Consider the following 21,018-nt stretch of genomic DNA (forward strand, 5'->3'; position numbering starts at 1 on the left):
TGACCCGTATGGACGCACTGACGGGCCTGCTCGACGGACCCCGCGCGCGGGGCGCGTTCCTGCTGCGCATGGTCATGGAACCGCCGTGGTCGGTACGGATCGAGGACCGGGTGCCGCTGTGCGTCATGACGGTCGCGCGCGGCGGGGCGTGGATCGTGCCCGAGGACGGCGAGGCGGTACGGCTCGGCCCCGGTGACCTCGCCGTCGCGCGCGGCCCGGCCCCGTACACCGTCGCCGACCGGCCCTCGACCCCACCGCACGCATGGATCCTGCCCGGCGGGGTGTGCCGGTCCGCGGACGGTCACGACCTGGCCGACGCGATGGCGCTGGGGGTCAGGACCTGGGGCAACCGGGCCGACGGGGCGGACGCCATGCTGGTCGGCACCTACCAGCTGGGCGGCGAGGTCGGCCGGCGCCTCCTGGACGCGCTGCCGCCGCTGCTGGTGCTCCCCGCCGGGGACTGGGAGAGCCCGCTGCCGGCGCTGCTGTCCGAGGAGATCGTCAAGGACGAACCGGGGCAGGAGGCGATCCTGGACCGGCTGCTGGACCTGCTGCTGATCTCGGCGTTGCGTACGTGGTTCGCCCGGCGCGGTGAGTCGGCCCCCGCCTGGTACCGCGCCTTCGCCGACCCCGTGGTGGGCCGGGCGCTGCGCCTGCTGCAGAACAACCCGGCCCACCCCTGGACGGTGGCCGGGCTCGCCGCCGAGGCCGGTGTGTCCCGGGCGGCACTGGCCCGCCGCTTCGGCGAACTCGTCGGAGAACCCCCGATGGCCTATCTGACCGGCTGGCGTCTCACGCTCGCCGCGGACCTGCTGCGCGAGCCCGACGCGACCCTCGGCGCGGTCGCCCGCCGGGTCGGCTACGGCAGTCCCTTCGCGCTCAGCGCGGCCTTCAAGCGGGTACGCGGGATCAGCCCGCGGGAACACCGCGCCGCCCCGGCCCGGACGGAGTGACACTGGACAGTGGGATGAACGGCTCGATTCAGATGGGACGGGTGTACGGGGTACCGCTGCGCATGCACTGGAGCGTCCCCGTACTCGTCGTGCTGCTCGCGTACGGGCTCGGCCACGACACCCTGCCCGCCTGGATCCCCGGGCTGTCCCCCACCGTCTACACCCTGGCCGCCGCCGTGGGCGCGGTTCTGCTGATGGCGAGCCTGCTCGTCCACGAGATCGCCCACGCGGCCACGGCGCTGCGCAAGCAGATCTCCGTGCAGGACGTCACCTTGTGGGCGATGGGCGGCATGACGCGCATGGACCGTGCCACGTCGGCGCGCGCGGCCTTCCTGGTCGCGGTCAGCGGGCCGCTGGCCAGCCTCGTCATCGGGGGCATCGCGCTCGGCGCCGGCATCGGTGTGGCGGCGGCCGCCCACCGCTCCGTCCCGGGGGCACTGCTGATCTGGCTGGGCTGGGCCAACCTGCTCCTCGGCGCCTTCAACCTGCTGCCCGCGTCGCCGCTGGACGGCGGGCGGGTGCTGCAGGCCCTGCTGTGGTGGCGGACCGGGGACCGCGACCGCGCCGACCGCGCGGCCGGCCGGGGCGGGCAGGTCGTCGGCGTGCTCCTGGTCCTCGGTGGCTGGCTGGCCTTCGCCCGCGGCGTGCCCGGCGGCCTGTGGCTGGCGCTCGTCGGCCTGTTCATGGCCCTCACCGCGGGGGCCGAGCGGCAGCGCGCCGTCATCGGCTCGGCACTGCGCGGGGTGCGCCTCGGGGACGCGATGTCCTCGCCGGTCGCGACGGGCTCCGACTGGCTCGCCGTGGACCGCTTCATCGACGAGGTCGCGCTGCAGTCACGCCACTCCGTCCTGCCGCTGCTCGACTTCGACGGGCGGCTGTCCGGTCTGGTGTCCCTGCGCCGCCTGACCTCCGTGCCGGCCGAGCGCCGCGCCGAGGTCCGGGTGCGCGACGTCGCGGTCCCGCTGTCCCAGGTGACCACCGGCTCGCCGGACGAGCTCGTCAACGACGCCCTGGACCACCTGCGCTCCGGCGCCGCAGGCGTGCGCGTGGTGGTCGTGGACGGCGGCCGCCCGGTCGGCATCGTCACCGGCGGCGACATCACGCGGCTGGTGCAGCGCCGGCAGATGGCGGGCGGCAGCCGCGCCGCGTGACCGCGCACGACTGGTGCGCAGGGGCCGCCGCTGGGCGACGATGGAGCCATGCTGCTCGCGGAGATCGCGCGTACGTCCCAGGAGATCGCGGCCACGTCCGCCCGTTCGGAGAAGGTCGCGGCGCTCGCCCGGCTCCTGAGGGCCGCGGAGCCCGACGAGGCGCCCGTGGTGATCACCTACATCGCGGGGCGGCTTCCGCAGCGCCGCACGGGCGTCGGCTGGAGCACCCTGCGCGAGCGCCACGAGCCGGCGCCCGAGCCAGGGCTGACCGTGGCCGGAGTCCACGCCATGCTCGACCGGATCGCGGCGGTGACGGGCAAGGGCGCCGCCGCGGAGCGCAAACGGCTGGTCGCGGAGCTCATGGGCGCGGCCACGCGCGACGAGCAGACCTTCCTGCTCGGGCTGATCGGCGGCGAGCTGCGGCAGGGGGCCCTGGACGCGCTCGCCGTGGAAGGGCTCGCGGTCGCGGCGGGGGCGCCACCGGAGGACGTACGGCGGGCGGTGATGCTCGGCGGCTCGCTCGGCACGGTCGCGCGCGCCCTGCTGGCGGACGGCCCCGAGGCACTCGCCGCGTTCCGGCTGGAGGTCGGCCGCCCGGTGCAGCCGATGCTCGCGCAGACCGCCAAGGACGTGGACGAGGCGCTGGACCGCCTCGGCCCCTGCGCGCTGGAGGAGAAGCTCGACGGCATCCGCGTCCAGGTGCATCGCGCCGGGCCCGACGTCCGCGTGTACACCCGCACCCTCGACGAGATCACCGACCGGCTGCCCGAAGTCGTGGCCGCGGCCATGGAGCTGGCGGTGGAGGAGGCCGTGCTCGACGGCGAGGTCATCTCCTTCGGCGACGACGGCCGCCCGCGCCCCTTCCAGGAGACCTCCTCCCGCGTCGGCTCACGCCTCGACGTCGCGACCGCCCAGGTGGCCCTGCCGGTGGCACCGGTCTTCTTCGACCTGCTGTCGGTCGACGGCCGCGACCTGCTCGACCTGACCACCGCGGAACGCCATGCCGAACTGGCCCGCATCGCCCCCGAGCCGCGCCGCGTCGAACGCATGGTCGCCACCGACCCGGCCGACCCCGCCACACGCGAGGCGGCACGGGAGTTCGCCGCGCAGGTCCTGGAACGCGGTCACGAGGGGCTGGTCGTCAAAGCCCTCGACGCCCCCTACAGCGCGGGACGGCGCGGCGCCGCCTGGCTCAAGGTGAAACCGGTGCACACGCTGGACCTGGTGGTCCTCGCCGCCGAATGGGGCCACGGCCGCCGCACCGGCAAGCTCTCCAACCTCCACCTCGGGGCCCGCCGTCCCGACGGCACGTTCGCGATGCTCGGCAAGACGTTCAAGGGCCTCACCGACGCGATGCTCGCCTGGCAGACCGAACACCTCCGGGCACTCGCCGTCAGCGACGACGGCTGGGTCGTCCGGGTCCGCCCCGAACTCGTCGTCGAGATCGCCTTCGACGGGCTCCAGCGGTCCTCCCGCTACCCGGCCGGGGTCACCCTCCGGTTCGCCCGTGTCCTGCGCTACAGGGCGGACAAGTCCGCGGCGGAGGCGGACACGGTGGACGCGGTCCTCGCCCTCCGCGCGTAACGCTGCGCTCGCTGTCCGGGGAGGGAGGGCGGGCGGGGCGCGCCCAGGATCAGCCCGCGGCCAACGCCGCCTCGAACACCCCGTACGCCCGCTCATCAAAAAGCACGAACCGCACCTCCTCAACCCGCCCCGCCCCCGCGCCCCGCACGGCCCCCAGCGCAATCCGCGCCCCATCCTCCAGCGGCCACCCGTACACGCCGGTGGAGACCGCGGGGAACGCCACCGTGCGGGCGCCCAGTTCCTCCGCGACGCGCAGGGACTCCCGGTAGCACGAGGCCAGCTCCGCCGAGCGGTCCCGCTCGGCGGACCACACCGGGCCGACGGTGTGGATCACCCAGCGGGCGGGCAGCCGTCCCGCGGTCGTGGCGACGGCCTGCCCCGTCGGCAGGCCGCGCCCGTAGTGGGACGCGCGCAGCGCGCGGCACTCCTCCAGGATCTCCGGGCCGCCGCGGCGGTGGATGGCGCCGTCGACGCCGCCGCCTCCCAGGAGCGAGGAGTTCGCGGCGTTGACGACGGCGTCCACGGCCTGCTCGGTGATGTCTCCCTGGACCAGGATGATGTGTGCCATGCGGGTGATCCTCCCACCGCGCGCGGATCACCAGTCGCAGGGCACCCGCAGGTCCAGCAGCGAGTCGCAGAACTCGGCGGGCCGCTGCGGCCAGCCCACGCTGTGCCAGTGGGCGATGCGCCAGCCCAGCCGCTTGGGCCACAGGGGCAGGTGCCGCAGGTCCGCCACAGGCACCCAGACCGGGGCGGCGCCCTTCTCCAGGTCGAGGGAGGAGCGCGGGCCGATGGTCCCACTGGCCTCGACGAGGAAGTAGTGGCCGGGGTGCGAGCCGCGGTGGACCCGGTTGACCCGGGCGATCTCGCGGCCGACGGTGGCGGTGAGGCCGGTCTCCTCGGCGAGCTCGCGCACCACCGCGGTCTCGGGGGTCTCCCCCGGCTCGACCCCGCCGCCGGGGATCTCGTAGAAGTCGCCGCGGCGGTGCCGGTAGCGGATCAGCAGCATGTGGCCGTCGCGGATGATCACCGCCCCGGCGCGGGTCCGTTTGGGCGGGCGGCCGAGGGGCTCCTCCAGGACGAGGCGGCCCCGCCACCAGGGCGGCCCGTCCCAGGAGCGCAGGATGGCCTCCCAGGCGGTCCACGGCGCGAGCGGCAGGTGCAGGGCCTCTTCCCGGGCGAGCAGCCGGGGCGGGGCGGCTGCCGGGGCGAGCGGGGCCGCGGCCCGGAAGTACAGCTCGGTGCCCGCGGCCGCGCGCACCTCCAGGCACGGTGAGGCGTCGATCCGGACGTCGACGCCGAGGGCGGTTCGGGCCGCCTCGCGGGCCGCCGCCGCGGGGTCGCCGCGCGGCGGGACGGGGGCCCGGGGCAGGGTCAAGTCGTCGTGTACGGCGAGGTGTTGGTCGTGGAAGAGGATCACTCCTGCGTGCAGTGAGGACATCTGGCCGACGCTAGCAGCGCCCGCCGTGGTGGGCGTCGTGAATATTCCGGATCGGGAGCGGCCCGCCCGCCCGCCCCTGCCGTCTGGTGGTCGGCCCCCCGGCGTCGCACCCTGGAGGGGAGGAGGCGACTGACATGACACGTCCGGTCGGTATTGACCTCGGCACCACCAATTCGGTGGTCTGCGCACTGGAGGGCGGTGAGCCCACCGTCATCACCAACACCGAGGGAGCGCGGACCACGCCCTCGGTGGTGGCCTTCGGCAAGGGCGGCGAGGTCCTCGTGGGCGAGATCGCCAAGCGCCAGGCCGTGACCAACGTGGAGCGCACGGCGCGCTCGGTCAAGCGGCACATGGGGGACTCCGGCTGGCGGTTCCCCGACTCCGGCGCGATCGAGGGCAAGCGGTTCACCGCACAGGAGATCTCGGCCCGGGTGCTGCAGAAGCTGAAGCGGGACGCGGAGTCCTACCTCGGCGAGGACGTGACGGACGCGGTGATCACGGTCCCCGCGTACTTCGACGACGTGCAGCGCACCGCGACCAAGGAGGCCGGCGAGATCGCCGGGCTCAACGTCCTGCGCATCATCAACGAGCCCACCGCGGCGGCCCTGGCCTACGGCCTGGACAAGGAGAACGACCAGACGATCCTCGTCTTCGACCTGGGCGGCGGCACCTTCGACGTGTCCCTGCTCGACATCGGCGAGGGCGTGGTGGAGGTCAAGGCCACCAACGGCGACACGCAACTGGGCGGCGACGACTGGGACCAGCGCATCGTGGACCATCTCGTCGAGCGCTTCAAGAACGGGTACGGCCTGGACCTGTCGCAGGACAAGATGGCGCTGCAGCGGCTGCGGGAGGCCGCCGAGCGGGCCAAGATCGAGCTGTCGTCGTCGACCGAGACGACGGTCAACCTGCCCTACATCACCGCGTCCGCCGAGGGCCCGCTGCACCTGGACGAGAAGCTCACCCGCGCCCAGTTCCAGCAACTGACCGCGGACCTGCTGGAGCGCTGCAAGTCACCCTTCCACCAGGCGGTCGAGGACGCCCGGATCGACGTCTCCGACGTGGACCACGTGATCCTCGTCGGCGGCTCGACCCGGATGCCGGCGGTGACTGACCTGGTCAAGTCCCTGACGGGCAAGGACCCGCACAAGGGCGTCAACCCGGACGAGGTCGTGGCCATCGGCGCCAGCCTCCAGGCCGGTGTGCTCAAGGGCGAGGTCAAGGACGTGCTGCTGCTCGACGTCACCCCGCTGTCCCTGGGCATCGAGACCAAGGGCGGCATCATGACCAAGCTGATCGAGCGCAACACGACCATCCCGACCAAGCGCTCGGAGATCTTCACCACGGCCGAGGACAACCAGCCGTCGGTGCAGATCCAGGTGTTCCAGGGCGAGCGCGAGATCGCGGCGTACAACAAGAAGCTCGGCGTGTTCGAGCTGACCGGCCTGCCCCCGGCGCCGCGCGGGGTGCCCCAGGTCGAGGTCTCCTTCGACATCGACGCCAACGGCATCATGCACGTGGCGGCGAAGGACCTGGGTACCGGTACGACGCAGAAGATGACCGTCACCGGCGGCTCCGGGCTGCCGAAGACCGACATCGACCGCATGATGCGCGAGGCCGAGCAGTACGCGGAGGAGGACCACCGGCGGCGTGAGGCCGCCGAGACCCGCAACACCGCCGAAGGCCTGGTCTACTCGACCGAGAAACTGCTGCGCGACAACCCCGACAAGGTCCCGGCCGATCTGCGGACCGAGACGGAGGCCGCGGTCGCGGACCTGAAGGAGAAGCTGGCGGCCGAGGGCGACGACACCGCGGCCATCCGCACGTCCACGGAGCGGCTGAGCGCCACGGCGCAGAAGATCGGTACGGCGATGTACGCCCGTGCCCAGGCGGAGTCGTCCGCCGCGGGGGCCGGCCAGGGGGCCGGACCGCCGCCGTCCGACGCGGGCGACGGCACGGACGACGTGGTGGACGCCGAGATCGTCGACGACGACAAGCGGGAGGGGGGCACGGCATGAACGGCGCCGCCCCGCCCGAGGGGGCGGGTGCGCTGCGGGCCCGCCTGGCCGAGCGCACGGCGGACCTCAAGCGGCTGAAGGCGGAGTACGACAACTACCGCAAGCGCGTGCACCGGGACCGGCTGGCGGTGCGCGAGATCGCCGTCGCCAACGTGCTGCGCGGCCTGCTCCCGGTGCTGGACGCGGTGGACCGTGCCAGGGAACTGGGCGAGGTGACGCAGGGTTTCGGCGCCGTCGCGGAGGTGCTGGAGACCCGGCTCGGCGAGCTGGGCCTGCAGTCCTTCGGCACGCCCGGCGACCCCTTCGACCCGGTCCGGCACGAGGCCGTGGGCACCGCCGGAGGAGCGGAGTCCGAGGGCCCGGTGTGCGCCGAGGTCGTACGGCCCGGCTACCGGGTCGGCGGGCACCTGCTGCGCCCCGCCGAGGTGGTGGTGGCCAGACCTGCGCCGCGGCGGGCGCGGGTGCACCCTGGAGGCATGGAGACGACCCACAAGGTGGACGTTGCCCCGCTCGCGGAGGACCACCGCTACCGGCGGGTGCACCTGCGCGGTGTCGGCTGGCAGCAGTTCGAGCGCGAGGAGTTCGAGCTGCGGGTGCGCGACGTGTTCCCCGACATCGACGTGTCCGATCCCCAGCAGGTGCACTGGGCCGACCATCCCGGCGAGTGGCCCGACTGGCGGCCGGGCGAGGCCTGACACGGCGCGGGGGCCGGGTCCGCGGCTCAGGCCGCCGCGAGCAGCGCCGCGACGCGTTCCACGGCGAAGGAGTAGCCCTGGACGCCGCAGCCCACGATGACCCCGTCGGCGCGCAGCGAGACGTAGCTGTGGTGCCGGAAGGCCTCGCGCCGGTGGATGTTGGAGATGTGGACCTCCACGACCGGCATCCCGTCGCAGGTGTTCAGCGCGTCGAGGAGCGCCACCGAGGTGTGCGAGTAGGCGCCCGGGTTGATGACGATCCCGCAGTGGCCCTCGCGTGCCTCGTGGATCCAGTCGACGAGTTGTCCCTCGTGGTTGCTCTGGCGGCAGTCGACGGTGCCTCCGTGCCGCTGCGCGGTCGTCGCGCAGAGCGCCTCGACGTCGGCGAGGCTCTCCGGGCCGTAGATCTCCGGCTGCCGCTGCCCGAGCAGGTTGAGGTTGGGACCGTTGAGGACCATGATCGGCGCGTTGGCGAGAGTGCGGGTCATGGCCCTCAGGTCTACCACGTGATCACCCGAAGGTGACGGCGGCGTCCATCTCCCACACCAGGACCTCCGCGCCCTGCGCCCCGGCGGTCAGCCGCTGGCCCTCGGACCCGGTGACACGCACGGCGTCGCCCTTCGACAGCAGCCCCGCGCCTTCCAGCGCGACCTCGCCCTTGGCGACGTACACGTGGGCGAAGGGTGCGGTCGGCAGCGCGAGCGTCTGGTCCGCGGCCATGCGCGAGGCCCGCAGGGCGGCGTGCTTCTGGGCGATGGAGATGGCGCGCTCGTCGCGGTCGCGTTCCATGCCGGAGGCGACGGTGACCCAGCCGCCGCGGGCGAGTTCGTCGTTGATGTCCAGCTGCTCGTAGCCGGGCTTGATGCCCTGCTCGTCGGGGAAGACCCACATCTGCACGAAGTGGACGGGGTCCTTGTGCTCGGGGCCGCCGGTGAGCTTCCACGAGTCGTTCTTCTCGCTGTGCAGGATGCCGGTGCCGGCGCTCATGCGCTGGGCGAGGCCCGGGTAGATCACACCGTTGTGGCCCTCGGAGTCCTGGTGGACGAGGCCGCCGTCGAGCACCCAGGTGACGATCTCCATGTCGCGGTGCGGGTGGGTGTCGAAGCCGGTGCCGGGCGCGACGACGTCGTCGTTGGAGACCAGCAGCAGGCCGAAGTGGGTGTTCTTGGGGTCGTAGTGGTGGCTGAAGGAGAAGCAGTGGTGCGAGTCGAGCCAGCCCGCGCGGGTGTGGAACCGCTGTCCTGCGCGGCGGACGTCCAGCTGGGTCGTCATGGGTGGGTCTCCTCCTGCGGGGGTCGTGCCTACGGCCAACCTAACATGTTGAAATCTAAACTATATTCCCTGGATGCCGTAGCTCCGCAGCTTGCGGTAGACGGTCGCCCGGGCGATGCCCAGCGCCTGCGCCGCCCGCGCCTTGTTCCCCCCGTGGGTGCGCAGCGCCTCCAGGATCGCGTCCCGCTCGGCCCGCTCCAGACTGCCCAGCCGCCGCCCGCCGGCCGCGCCGCGCACCGCGTCCGGGAGCTCGTCGGGACGGACCGGGGCGACCGCCCGGCGCCGGTCGGCCAGCTCGCGCACGATCAGCCCCAGCTCCGCGACGTTGCCCGGCCAGGTGTGCCGCTCCAGGACCCGCCTGGCCTCGACCGTCCAGGTCAGCGGCGGGTACCCGGGCGCGGGGCGCGGGCTGAGCGCGGCCAGCAGGCCCGGCACGTCCTCGGGGCGCTCACGCAGCGGCGGCAGCGTCACGGAGCGCGCCGCCAGCCGTCCGAGCAGACGGTCCACGCACGGCCCCCCCACCGGCTCCCCGGGGGTGGACGTGGCGGTCAGGGGCATACGGGGAAAGCGGTCCAGCAGCGACACCAGCAGCGCGGCGGCGCCCGCGTCCAGCACCTCCAGGTGCCGGACGAGCACCGGCACCGGCGCGCGCAGGGCGGACAGCTGCTCCACCCATGCGTGCGCCGCCGCCGCGGTGGCCTGCGCCGCGTCGAGCTCCACCGCGTCCGGGCGCACCGCGCGGGCAACGGCGGTCTTGCCGGTGCCCGGCTCGCCCGCGATCAGCAAGGTGCCCGGCGAACGCCCCAGGTCCACCGCGCGCGCCAGCGCTGAGCGCCAGGACCGCGACGCGCCGGTGAGCCCTGGCAGCCGCGGGTCCGGCACGGCGGCGTGCGGGGCACCCGCGTCACCGGTGGGCGTGAGGATCGCCACGGCGCCGATGACCTCGCCCGCGTCCTGCACGGCACGCAGCCGGGCGGTCCAGCCGCCGCCCGGCAGAGGCAGTTCGCAGCCTTCCGCCCGGCCGTCCCGCACCATGCCACCGGCCCGTCGTTCCAGCAGGTCGAGGGCTTCTTCGGAGAGCCGCCGGGCGGCTTCGGCGCTCACGAGCCGCGACCTGCCGTCGGCGGCCACGACCGCGCGGGCCTCCGGCCGCTCGCGCAGGTAGGCACCGAGCAGCAGTGCCTCGTGCGGTGTATCGGATTGAGACACGCCGGAAACCTCCCGCTGGTTAACCATTCGGTTCGTTGCCATTTCAATTATCCGTCAGGGAGCCGCTTTGATGGACACCGTCGAAACCGATGTGCTGATCGTGGGGAGCGGGCCGGCCGGGGCGACCGCCGCGCTCGCCCTGAGCAGCTACGGAGTCCCGAACGTCGTCGTGACCCGGTACGACCGCTTGTCGGCCACACCCCGGGCGCACATCACCAACCAGCGCACCATGGAGGTCCTGCGCGATCTGGGCGTCGAGCAGGAGGTGATCGCCAAGGCCACACCCCAGCCCCTGATGGACAACACGGTCTTCTGCACCAGCCTCGCGGGCGAGGAGCTGGGCCGCCTGCGTTCCTGGGGCAACGACCCGCTGGTCCAGGCCGCGCACGAGCTCGCCAGCCCGACCCGCATGTGCGACATGCCGCAGCACCTCATGGAGCCGGTGCTCGTCGACGCCGCCGTCGCCCGCGGGACGAAGCTGCGGTACGGCACCGTCTACAAGTCCTTCGTGCAGGACGCGGACGGCGTGACCGTGACCGTCGAGGACACCCTGCGCGGCGGCGAGTACACCATCCGCGCCAAGTACCTCATCGGCGCCGACGGCGGCCGCAGCCAGGTCGCCGAGGACGCGGGCCTGCCGATGGGCGGCAAGATGGGGGTGGCGGGCAGCATCAACATCCTCTTCGACGCCGACCTGTCCCGCTGGACCGCCCACCGTCCCGGCACCCTCTACTGGGTGCTGACCCCCGGGGCCACGGTCGGCGGCATCGGCGCGGGCCTGGTGCGCAACGTCAAGCCGTGGAACGAGTGGCTGATCGTGTGGGGCTACGACGTCGAGGCCGCGCCGCCGGACCTCACCGAGGAGTACGCCCTGTCGGTGGTCCGCCAGCTGATCGGCGACGACGACGTGCCGGTGACCATCCGCTCCAGCTCGTCCTGGACCGTCAACGAGATGTACGCCGAGACGTACGCGAACGGCCGGGTCTTCTGCGCGGGCGACGCCACGCACCGGCACCCGCCGTCCAACGGACTGGGCTCCAACACCTCCATCCAGGACTCCTACAACCTGGCGTGGAAGCTGAAGCTGGTGCTCGACGGCACCGCGGCGCCCTCGCTGCTCGACAGCTACACCGCCGAGCGCGCCCCCGTCGGCAGGCAGATCGTCACCCGCGCCAACAAGTCCATCGGGGAGACCGCCCCGGTCTTCGAGGCGCTGGACCTGCTCACCCCGCAGAGCCCGGAGCAGCTCGTCGCCAACATGGCCTCCCGCAAGGACGCCACGCCCGCCGGCGAGAAGCGCAGGCAGCGGCTCCGCGAAGCGATCGACTTCAAGCGGTACGAGTTCAACGCCCACGGCGTCGAGCTCAACCAGCGCTACTCCTCGGCGGCGGTCGTCCCCGACGGCAGCCCCGACCCCGGTTTCGACCGGGACCCCGAGCTCCACCACCAGCCCAGCAGCCGGCCCGGCGCGAAGCTGCCGCACGCCTGGCTGACGGCGGGCACCCGCACCCTGTCCACCCTGGACCTGGGCGGCGGCGGGCGCTTCACCCTGCTCACGGGCATCGGCGGCGCCACCTGGGTGGCGGCCGCGCGCAGCGTCGGCGCGGACCTGGGCCTGGACATCGCGACCGCGGTGATCGGCCCCGGGCAGGACTACGAGGACCCCTACGGCGACTGGGCGCGGCTGCGCGAGACCGGCGACACCGGGGTGCTGCTGGTCCGCCCCGACCTGTACGTCGCCTTCCGGCAGGCGGCCGGGGCGGCCGACGAGGCCGAGGCGCGCAGCGTGCTCGGCGGGGCGCTGCGGCGCATTCTGGGACGGGACTGACAAGGAGCCATTGATGGACTTCACCGAAGAGAGCGCCACCGCCGCGGTCGTGGAGAGCTTCGCCGGCACGCCCGATCCGCGGCTGCGCGAGATCCTGGGCAGCCTGACACGCCATCTGCACGACTTCATCCGCGAGGTCGAGCCCACCATGGAGGAATGGGAGTGGGGCGTCGACTTCCTGACCCGCACCGGCCAGAAGTGCGACGACAAGCGGCAGGAGTTCATCCTGCTCTCCGACGTCCTCGGCGTGTCGATGCTCGTGGAGACGATCAACCAGCGCAAGGCGGCGCGGGCGGCCGGTGAAACGGTCACCGAGTCCACCGTGCTCGGCCCGTTCCACATGGTCGACTCCCCCGAGCGTGCCTTCGGCGACTCGATCGACATGGTGGGAACAGGGGAAGCGTGCGTCGTCACCGGGCGGGTGCTCTCCACGGACGGCACCCCGCTGGCGGGCGCGATGGTGGATGTGTGGCAGGCCGACGACCAGGGCTTCTACGACGTCCAGCAGCCGGGGGCGCAGCCGCAGGGCAACGGACGCGGTCTGTTCAGCACCGACGAGGAGGGCCGCTTCCGTTTCCGCACGGTCGTCCCGGCGCACTACCCGATCCCCACGGACGGCCCGGTCGGCGAACTGCTGGGCGCGACCGAGCGGCATCCGTACCGGCCGGCGCACATCCACTTCATCGCCGGACACGCCGGATTCCAGCCGGTGACCACGCACATCTTCGTCGAGGACAGCCCGTACCTGGACTCGGACGCGGTGTTCGCGGTCAAGAAGAGCCTGGTGCAGACGTTCACCGAGGTCGACGACGCCGGGCTCGCGGCGGAGTACGGGGTGCCGGCCCCGTTCCGGCTGGCCGACTTCGACATCGTGCTGCGGGCGTCATGAGCCCCGGCAACCTGGACTTCGTCCACGAGTCGCTGCCCATGCGGGTGGTCTTCCGCGCCGGCTCCGCCGGCACCGCCGTCGCCGGCGAGGCGGACCGGCTCGGGCTGGGCCGCGTGCTGGTGGTGTCCGGGCGGCACGGCCTGGACACCGCGCGGGCCGTCGCCGATTCGCTCGGCGCGGCCTGCGCGGGCGTCCACCCGGGCGCGGTGATGCACGTGCCGGTGGAGGTCGCCGACGAGGCCGTCGAAGTCGCCCTGGGCGTCGACGCGGACGGCCTGGTCGCGGTCGGCGGCGGCTCTGCGGTCGGCCTCGGCAAGGCGGTCGCGCTGCGCACCGGCCTGCCGCTGATCGCCGTGCCGACGACCTACTCCGGCTCGGAGATGACCCCGGTGTGGGGGCTGACCGAGGACGGCGTCAAGCGAACCGGCCGCGACCCGCGCGTCCTGCCGCGCAGCGTCGTCTACGACCCGGAACTGACCGTGTCGATGCCGCCCGCGCTGTCCGCCACCAGCGGCGTCAACGCGATGGCCCACGCCGTCGAGGCGCTGTACGCGCCCGACGCCACGCCCATCGTCTCGCTGATGGCCGAGGAGGGCGTACGGGCCCTGGCCGGCGCGCTCCCCCGCGTCGTGGAGGACCCGGCCGCGCCCGGGGCCCGCGCCGACGCCCTGTACGGGGCGTGGCTGTGCGGGGCGTGCCTGGGCGCCACCACGATGGGCCTGCACCACAAGCTGGCCCACGTGCTCGGCGGCAGCTTCGGGCTCCCGCACTCCGAGACCCACACGGTGCTGCTGCCGTACGTCCTGGCCTTCAACGCCCCCGCCACCCCCGCCACTTCGGCGGCACTCCGGCGCGCCCTGGCCACCGACGACCCGGCCGCCGCCCTGCACGACCTCGGCGGCCGGCTCGGCGCCCCCCGCTCCCTGGCCGATCTCGGGCTCACCCGGGCGGACCTCAACCGCGCCGCGGAGATCGCCACAGCCGCGCCGTACGCCAACCCCCGCCCCGCCCTCGCGGACGACGTACGCGCGATCCTGACCGCCGCCTACGAGGGGGATCCCCCGCCCCCTGCTCTCTGACCGCCTCCCTCCCCGGCGGCCCCCGCGGCATCCCCGCGGGGGCCGCCGCGGCGACCGGTCCGCCCCCCCTTGCCGAACTCGGCAGCCGCGCACGGCCGTCCCGCCCAAGCAACCCCGACGACGGCAGGCACGACCGGTTCCGGGCGCGTGGGCCGCGCGCCACAGCCTCGCCCACCACGACGCGTCGCTGCCACGACCGCTCCAACCAGCCGACGCCGCGCATCAGCCCACCCCCGGCCCGACCGACGGCGCACGAGAACTGCCGCGCGGGCACACACGGAACGCCGACACGCGAGACGCACGACCGAGTCCGGGCGCGGCGCCGGCGCCCCAACCCCTCGCCCGCCGCGACGCATCGACGCCACGACCACCCGAGCTGGCCGACGCGACGCGCCAGCACATGACCGGGGGTCCGACAACCAGCGTCCGACCGACGACGTGCGAGCAGCCGCGCACACCGCCCCCGCCCACGCTCCTCCCGGCAGGCGGCCCGCACGGCCCGGCAGCCGAGCCGACAGGCCAGCCCACGCCCGCGACCGGGTCCGGACTCGGCGCCGGACGCCACACCCCCGCCCGCCGCGACGCGTCGCCGCCACGACCGCTCCAGTCGGCCGACGCCCGCATCAGCCCACCCCCGGCCCGACCCACGATGCGCGAAAGCAGCCCCGCGGGCGCACACCCCCTCCCGCCCACGCACCCCCGGGCAGGCCGCACACACCGCCGGTAGCCGTCGTCTCCCCCTCCGGCGCTACGGGAAAGTTCCGCACTCGCGTGCTCACGTTCCGAAGGACCGGAAAAGGCCCGCCCTCCCGGTCCGGGGGGAATTAGGAATTGCTGGCGAGAATTCACCCGTCCGCATGGGCAATTGCCGATGCGCCGCAGCTCACAGGGGCGTACGCACGTACGGGAAACGCGTGTTTTCGACCCCCAAACGCCAGGCCCCGCCACCCCTTCCGCCAGGTAGAAATATCTACCAAGGTAAGGCACATGAGGAATACGGCACCGAAGCAGGCAACTGAGTGGCTGGCCGCCGCCGCGGCGGACCCGCGGGCGTGCAAGCGGGAGTGGGAGCACGGGGAGAGCGGCACCGCGCTGCTGCCCGCGGGACGGTTCTGGGACGTGCTGAGCGTGCCCGAGGATCTCGGACTGCTCGCCCTGGACGCCCTCTTGCGCATGCCGGGAGCGGAACCCGGCCCGACGCTCGCGGACGCGGCGTCCCACCGGGTGGGCTTCTTCCTGCCACCGGATCCGGCGAGCAGATGGGTGGGCTCGGGCATCCGGTACGCCGGCGCGGGCGCCTGGATCGCGGTCCCGCCGCCGTACCGGGCGGCGGGGGGCGGGGCGCTGCGGTGGCTCGTGCCACCGGACGGCAACGGGACGCTGTACACCCCTACCGTGGTGGAACTGGCGCTGTTCCAGGCCGCGGTCGCCGCCGAGTGCCTCCGCTGACCTCGTCCGGCTCCGGCTCGTCCACCGCCGTGCGGCGCGGGACCGTCCGCCCCCCGGCACGCCAGTCGGCGACGAGTTCCGAGTAGATCGGCGGGTCGAGCCAGTACGCGCCGGTGAGTTCGGCGTAGGTGCGGTGGTGGTCGGTGTGGCCGAGGAGAAGGCACCCTTGGGCGACGGATGTGCTGTCCATGCCCCCATGCAACGCAGCGAGTACGCCGGTGGTACGTCCCAGCCCCGCCGCGCCACTGGATCGGGTGAGCACGCCCCCCTCGTTCGAGGGCGTGTCATTGTCGTTTCAGCGGTTCGTCGGACCACCTCCTCCGCCCGCCCTCCCCGGCCCTGGGCGGCACTCCCGGTGACCGACGGGTAACATCGGCCTCCGGACCGCCGCTTCGAGGGGAGCCGCACGCGTGACGTGGATGCTGTACGGGGCCACCGGGTACACCGGACGCCTGATCGCGCGGGAGGCAGTGGCCCGAGGGGAACGCCCGGTGCTGGCCGGGCGCACCGCCGCCGTGCTGGAACCGCTCGCGGCGGAACTCGGGCTGCCGTACCGGGTGCTGGACCTCGACGACGCGACCGGTCTCCGGGAGGCACTGGCCGCGGTGCCGTCGGTCGCGCACTGCGCCGGCCCCTTCTCGACGACGGCGCTGCCGATGGTGGAGGCGTGCCTGGACGCCGGGACGCACTATCTCGACATCACCGGTGAGATCGACGTGCTGGAGCGGTTGCACGCGCTGGGCGACCGCGCCCGCGCCGCCGGGGTGACGCTGCTGCCCGGCGCGGGCTTCGACGTCGTGCCCACCGACTGCCTTGCGGCGACCGTCGCGGCCGCGCTGCCCGGCGCGTCGCACCTGGACCTGGCGTTCGTCGCCGGGGGCGGGGCCAGCCCCGGCACCGCGCGCTCCGCGCTGGAGGCGCTGGACAAGGGGGCCGGCGGCCGGGCGAGGATCAACGGCGTGATCCGCGACGTGCCGCTCGGGTGGCACCGGGTCACGGCGTCCTTCCGTACCGGCGACCGTTCGGTGGCGAGCGTCGCGTGGGGCGACGTGAGCACGGCCTACCACTCGACGGGCATCCCGAACATCTCGACCTACACCTGGCTGCCCGCCGCCCCGCTCGTGGAACGCCTGCTGGCGGTCGCGCCCGTACGGCGCGCGGCCCGCGCCGGGGTCGACCGCTTCGTGCGCGGCCCGGGCGAGCGGGCACTGGCCCGCACCCGCTCGCAGGTGTGGGCGCGTGCCCGCGACCCCCGGGGCAGCGAGGCCCAGGCGGCGCTGTCCGCACCCAACGGCTATGCCCTGACGGTGGATTCGGTGCTGCGGATCATGCCGCGGCTGCCGGACCTGCCGCGCGGCACGCACACCCCCTCCTCCGCGCTGGGCGCCGACTTCGTCCTGGAACTGGACGGCGTGCGCCGCAACGGGCCGCACTTCGGCTGACGGTTCGCCCGTCACGCCGGCAGCGCGGGGGCCGAGCGTTGCCCGGCGACAGAGTTGCCATGTACCGTTCAACCGCTCGCCATCCCTGACGCACGTCCCCCCTTGATCTACGCGCGCAGAATTGGCGCCCGCACCGCCTCTCTGAACACCCCCACACAGGAGGTCATGCAGGATGCTCGGATCTGCCCCGACCCGCCGCGGACTCACCGCGTCCGCCGCTGCCCTGGGTGCGCTGCTCGCGGTCACCGCTGTGCAGGCGGCCACCCCGACCACCGCCCACGCGGCCACCCCGCACCGTGTGCTGTTCGACAACGCCCACGCCGAGACGGCGGGCAACGCCGACTGGGTCATCGGCACCAGCCAGCCCGACCCGCTCGGCGAGGACGCCACCCCGTCCGCCGAGACCGACTGGACCGGCGCCCTGTCCTCCTGGGGCGTGGCCCTGCAGCGGACCGGCGCGTACGCGCTCAAGACGCTGCCCTCGGGCGGCTCCATCACCTACGGCACGTCCAGCGCCACCGACCTGAAGAACTTCGACACCTTCGTGCTGCCCGAGCCGAACGTGCTGCTGACGACGGCCGAGAAGACCGCCGTGATGAAGTTCGTGCAGGCCGGCGGCGGCCTCTTCCTCGTCTCCGACCACACCGGCGCCGACCGTAACAACGACGGTGAGGACGCGGTCGAGGTCATCAACGACCTGATGAGCAACAACTCCGTCGACAGCACCGACCCGTTCGGCTTCTCCGTCGACACGCTGAGCATCGCCTCGGACTACCCGAAGGCCATCACCGACAGCACCAACGCCGTGCTGCACGGCTCCTTCGGCACCGTCTCCAAGAGCCTGATCGCCAGCGGCACCACCGCGACCCTCAAGCCCGCCGACAACTCCTCCGTCAAGGGCCTGCTCTACCGGACCGGTTACTCAGGCACCACCGGCGCCTTCTTCGCCACCAGCACCTTCGGCAGCGGCCGGGTCGCCTTCTGGGGCGACAGCTCGCCCATCGACGACGGCACCGGCGCCTCCGGCAACACCCTCTACGACGGCTGGAACGACTCCGGCGCCACCAACGCCGCGCTCGCCCTGAACGCCACCGAGTGGCTGTCGGGCGCGACCGGCAGCGGAGGCGGAGGCGGCACCTGTGCCGCCGCCCAGCTGCTCGGCAACCCGGGCTTCGAGTCGGGCGGCACCGCCTGGACGGCGTCCAGCGGCGTCATCACCGACTCCGCAGACCAGGCCGCCCGCACCGGCTCGTACAAGGCGTGGCTCGACGGCTACGGCTCCGCGCACACCGACACCCTCGCGCAGACGGTGACGATCCCCGCGGGGTGCACCACCGCCACGTTCAGCTTCTACCTGCACGTGGACACCGACGAGACCACCACGACCACGGCCTACGACAAGCTCACCGTGGCCGCCGGCTCCACCACCCTGGCCACCTACTCCAACCTCAACGCCAACTCCGGCTACACGTTGAAGAGTTTCAGCCTCGCCGGCTTCGCGGGCCAGACGGTGACGGTCAAGTTCACCGGCACCGAGGGCTCGCAGATCCAGACGTCCTTCGTCATCGACGACACGGCGCTCACCGTGAGCTGACCGCCGCGGCACCGGGCCGGGTGGCGGCGGCAGCGGCCGCCGCCGCCCAGTCCTCCAGCCCGGCGACGAACTCGGCGGCCCGGTCGGGCCAGTTGAGCCCAGAAAGCGCCGCCGCGTGCCCCCGCGCGCCCATCAGGCCGCGCAGCTCGGGCTCCGCGCGCAGTCTGCGCACCGCCTCGGCGGCGGCGGACGGGTCCTCGTACGGCACGAGCAGCCCGCAGTCGTGCGCCTCGACCAGCTCGACGGCGAGCGGGTTGGGGGTGCAGACGACGGGGATGCCGTAGGCCATGTACTCCACGACCTTGGTCGGACGGGAGTGGCGGTAGTTGGCCTCGTCGCGCAGCAGGGAGATCCCCGCCAGCGCGCCGCGCAGCCGCCCGAGCGCCTCGTCGTTGGGCAGGAAACCGTGCCAGCGCAGCACGCCGTCGCGGTCGGCGGAGGAGAGCAGCGCGCGCACGTCGCCGTCGGCGGACCCGATCACCTCCACCCGGACCTCCGGGGCCAGCAGCCGCGCCATGGCGATGAGTTCCTCCGCGCCCCGGGCCCGGGACAGCTGACCGAGGTAGACCACCCGGTCGTCGCCCGGCGGCACCGGGCTGCCCGGCGGCACCGTCACCAGGTTCGGCACGACGGGGTGGATGCGCCGGAACCGCGCCTGGTAGGCGTCCTCGGCCAGCAGCAGGTGGAGATGCCGTTCGGCGATCCGCTCCGCGGCGCGCACCGCGAGCCGCGTCGGCGGCCGCAGCACGCGCGGCACCCAGCCCTTCATGGCGATCGCGGCCGCCGTGTCCTCGTGCACGTCCCACACCACGGCGGGCCGCCGGGCGCCGATGCGCCGCCAGTGGCGCAGCGCGCCGGGCAGCGCGAGCAGCAGCTCCGGGTCGTGCAGCAGCACGACGTCCGCCGCGGGGCCGCGCGCGTCGAGCATCCGCCGCGCCGCCCGCACCGCAGCGCGCCGGTCGCGTCCCATGGCACGCGGCAGGTCGACCGCCTCCACCTCGGGGCGCGGTGTCACGCCCCGCGCGCCGAAGGGCGCGGCGTAGGTGACGGTGTGCCCGCGGTCCAGGAGCGCCCCGATCTGCCGGTGCAGTATCCGGGCGTCCTCGGGGTGGTGCACGACGGTCACGACGAGCACGTGCATCACAGCACCTCGACATCGGGCCGGTTCAGGCGTCCGCGCGTGTCGAACAGCAGGCGCGCGTGGCGCGCGACGTCCTGCAGGTCGTACGCGCTGTGATCCTGGAGGAGGATGGTCAGGTCGTGCTCCCGCAGCGCCGTGGGCAGGTCGCCGGCGGGCGCCACCGGTTCGCCGTCGACCGCCCAGGCGGGGACGAACGGGTCGTCATAGCTCACGTCGGCGCCGAGCTTGCGCAGCAGCCGTGCGACGGGGACCGCCGGGGTCTCCCGCTGGTCGGCCACGTCGGGTTTGTAGGTGACGCCGAGCAGCAGCACCCGCGAGCCGTGCACCGGCTTGCCCACGTCGTTGAGCAGGTCCTGCGAACGGCGCACCACGTACTCGGGCATCCGGTGGTTGATCTCCCGGGCGAGCTCCACGAAGCGGAACTCGTAGCCGAGGGTGCGGATCTTGTACGACAGGTAGTTCGGGTCGATGGGGATGCAGTGGCCGCCGACCCCGGCGCCGGGCCGGAAGGCCTGGAAGCCGAAGGGCTTGGTCGCCGCGCAGTCGATGGCGTTCCAGATGTCGACGTCGAGTTCGCGGCAGAGCACGGCCAGCTCGTTGACGAGCGCGATGTTGACGTGGCGGTAGGTGTTCTCCAGCAGCTTGGCCATCTCGGCCTCGCGGGTGCCCTTGGCCTGGACGACGGTGTCGACCACCTTGCTGTAGAACGCCACCGCGCGCGCCGCGCACTCCGGAGTGTGACCGCCCACGATCTTGGGCGTGTCGCGCAGGCCGTACGTCTTGTTGCCCGGGTCGATCCGTTCGGGGGAGAAGGCGAGCGCGAAGTCCCGTCCGGCACGTAGTCCCGAGCCTTCCAGGATGGGCCGCAGGACCTCGTCCGTGGTCCCCGGGTACGTCGTCGACTCCAGGACCACCAGCACCCCGGGCCGCAGGCGCGCCGCGATGGCCTCGCCGGCGCCGGTGACCGCGGTCAGGTCGGGTCCGCCGTCGGCGGACAGCGGGGTCGGCACGCAGATGATGATCGTCTGAGCGTCCGCCAGGCACTCCTGCCCGGTGCTGGCGATGAAGCCGGCGGCCAGCATGCGCGCGAGGTCGTCGTCGGAGACGTCGTCCACATGGGAATGGCCGGCGTTCAGACCGGCCACCACACGCGGATCGAGGTCATGACCCACCACACTCAGTCCCACCGCCGCGGCTTCGCGGGCGAGCGGCAGCCCCACGTATCCGAGGCCTACGACTGCGAGATCCACCGTCATGCGCACCATCCCGAGTG

Annotated in this window: 18 protein-coding genes; 11 read left to right on the forward strand and 7 right to left on the reverse strand. The window is 73.6% G+C overall.

Annotated features, from left to right (window positions below; genetic code table 11):
• Positions 1 to 8: 8 nt before the first annotated feature.
• Genes ACIP98_RS08085 through ACIP98_RS08095 form a run of 3 tightly spaced genes read left to right on the forward strand, consistent with a single transcriptional unit; the run spans position 9 to position 3,688 of the window.
• Positions 9 to 953, forward strand: a complete 945-nt coding sequence (locus tag ACIP98_RS08085; protein ID WP_401974346.1) for an AraC family transcriptional regulator — start codon at positions 9 to 11, stop codon at positions 951 to 953.
• 14 nt (positions 954 to 967) lie between these two features.
• Positions 968 to 2,104 carry a site-2 protease family protein gene (locus ACIP98_RS08090; RefSeq protein WP_401974348.1) on the forward strand — a complete coding sequence of 379 codons (1,137 nt, stop codon included), beginning with the start codon at positions 968 to 970 and terminating at the stop codon, positions 2,102 to 2,104.
• A 48-nt stretch (positions 2,105 to 2,152) separates the two neighbouring features.
• Positions 2,153 to 3,688 (forward strand): ATP-dependent DNA ligase, encoded by a 1,536-nt coding sequence (locus ACIP98_RS08095; protein ID WP_319657964.1) that lies wholly within the window; start codon positions 2,153 to 2,155, stop codon positions 3,686 to 3,688.
• Positions 3,689 to 3,737: 49 nt separating this feature from the next.
• Here the strand turns inward: ACIP98_RS08095 and ACIP98_RS08100 are convergent, their stop codons facing one another.
• Positions 3,738 to 4,256 (reverse strand): O-acetyl-ADP-ribose deacetylase, encoded by a 519-nt coding sequence (locus ACIP98_RS08100; RefSeq protein WP_319657963.1) that lies wholly within the window; start codon positions 4,254 to 4,256, stop codon positions 3,738 to 3,740.
• A 27-nt stretch (positions 4,257 to 4,283) separates the two neighbouring features.
• Complete coding sequence (locus ACIP98_RS08105; protein WP_401974350.1) at positions 4,284 to 5,129, reverse strand: NUDIX domain-containing protein; 846 nt, start codon at positions 5,127 to 5,129, stop codon at positions 4,284 to 4,286.
• A 134-nt stretch (positions 5,130 to 5,263) separates the two neighbouring features.
• Here ACIP98_RS08105 and dnaK point away from each other — a divergent pair, with 134 nt between their 5' ends.
• Complete coding sequence (gene dnaK, locus ACIP98_RS08110; protein ID WP_319657960.1) at positions 5,264 to 7,147, forward strand: molecular chaperone DnaK; 1,884 nt, start codon at positions 5,264 to 5,266, stop codon at positions 7,145 to 7,147.
• Positions 7,144 to 7,842 carry a nucleotide exchange factor GrpE gene (gene grpE, locus ACIP98_RS08115; RefSeq protein ID WP_401974353.1) on the forward strand — a complete coding sequence of 233 codons (699 nt, stop codon included), beginning with the start codon at positions 7,144 to 7,146 and terminating at the stop codon, positions 7,840 to 7,842. Before dnaK ends, grpE begins: the two co-directional genes overlap by 4 nt.
• A gap of 26 nt (positions 7,843 to 7,868) precedes the next feature.
• Here the strand turns inward: grpE and aroQ are convergent, their stop codons facing one another.
• From aroQ to ACIP98_RS08130, 3 genes are read right to left on the reverse strand one after another with little or no spacing between them, the layout of a single operon-like run.
• Positions 7,869 to 8,330 (reverse strand): type II 3-dehydroquinate dehydratase, encoded by a 462-nt coding sequence (gene aroQ / locus ACIP98_RS08120; RefSeq protein WP_319657958.1) that lies wholly within the window; start codon positions 8,328 to 8,330, stop codon positions 7,869 to 7,871.
• Positions 8,331 to 8,352: 22 nt separating this feature from the next.
• Positions 8,353 to 9,114 (reverse strand): pirin family protein, encoded by a 762-nt coding sequence (locus ACIP98_RS08125; protein ID WP_401974355.1) that lies wholly within the window; start codon positions 9,112 to 9,114, stop codon positions 8,353 to 8,355.
• Between the two features lie 60 nt (positions 9,115 to 9,174).
• On the reverse strand, positions 9,175 to 10,323 hold the full coding sequence (locus tag ACIP98_RS08130) for a helix-turn-helix domain-containing protein (RefSeq protein ID WP_401974358.1): 1,149 nt from the start codon (positions 10,321 to 10,323) through the stop codon (positions 9,175 to 9,177).
• A gap of 70 nt (positions 10,324 to 10,393) precedes the next feature.
• Between ACIP98_RS08130 and ACIP98_RS08135 the strand changes: the two genes are divergently transcribed.
• The 6 genes from ACIP98_RS08135 to ACIP98_RS08160 all read left to right on the forward strand — a co-directional run bounded on the left by ACIP98_RS08135 (position 10,394) and on the right by ACIP98_RS08160 (position 18,604).
• Complete coding sequence (locus tag ACIP98_RS08135; protein ID WP_401974361.1) at positions 10,394 to 12,151, forward strand: FAD-dependent oxidoreductase; 1,758 nt, start codon at positions 10,394 to 10,396, stop codon at positions 12,149 to 12,151.
• 13 nt (positions 12,152 to 12,164) lie between these two features.
• The gene (locus ACIP98_RS08140) at positions 12,165 to 13,040 is read left to right on the forward strand and encodes an intradiol ring-cleavage dioxygenase (protein WP_319657954.1); all 876 of its coding nucleotides are present in this window, start codon (positions 12,165 to 12,167) and stop codon (positions 13,038 to 13,040) included.
• On the forward strand, positions 13,037 to 14,119 hold the full coding sequence (locus ACIP98_RS08145) for a maleylacetate reductase (protein ID WP_401974364.1): 1,083 nt from the start codon (positions 13,037 to 13,039) through the stop codon (positions 14,117 to 14,119). Before ACIP98_RS08140 ends, ACIP98_RS08145 begins: the two co-directional genes overlap by 4 nt.
• A gap of 987 nt (positions 14,120 to 15,106) precedes the next feature.
• Entirely contained in the window at positions 15,107 to 15,568 is a 462-nt protein-coding gene (locus ACIP98_RS08150) for a hypothetical protein (protein ID WP_319657952.1), read from the forward strand.
• A 419-nt stretch (positions 15,569 to 15,987) separates the two neighbouring features.
• Positions 15,988 to 17,010: a saccharopine dehydrogenase family protein gene (locus ACIP98_RS08155; protein WP_401974424.1), complete on the forward strand. Its 1,023-nt coding sequence runs from the start codon at positions 15,988 to 15,990 to the stop codon at positions 17,008 to 17,010.
• 172 nt (positions 17,011 to 17,182) lie between these two features.
• Entirely contained in the window at positions 17,183 to 18,604 is a 1,422-nt protein-coding gene (locus ACIP98_RS08160; protein ID WP_401974366.1) for a hydrolase, read from the forward strand.
• Here ACIP98_RS08160 and ACIP98_RS08165 read toward each other — a convergent pair.
• Both ACIP98_RS08165 and ACIP98_RS08170 read right to left on the reverse strand, forming a co-directional pair.
• Positions 18,591 to 19,745 carry a glycosyltransferase gene (locus ACIP98_RS08165; RefSeq protein WP_401974368.1) on the reverse strand — a complete coding sequence of 385 codons (1,155 nt, stop codon included), beginning with the start codon at positions 19,743 to 19,745 and terminating at the stop codon, positions 18,591 to 18,593. The two genes, ACIP98_RS08160 and ACIP98_RS08165, sit on opposite strands and share 14 nt — an antisense overlap.
• Entirely contained in the window at positions 19,745 to 21,001 is a 1,257-nt protein-coding gene (locus tag ACIP98_RS08170) for a nucleotide sugar dehydrogenase (RefSeq protein ID WP_401974370.1), read from the reverse strand. Before ACIP98_RS08170 ends, ACIP98_RS08165 begins: the two co-directional genes overlap by 1 nt.
• Between the last annotated feature and the right edge of the window lie 17 nt (positions 21,002 to 21,018).

This window comes from Streptomyces sp. NPDC088354 (genome assembly GCF_044753585.1).
GTDB lineage: Bacteria > Actinomycetota > Actinomycetes > Streptomycetales > Streptomycetaceae > Actinacidiphila.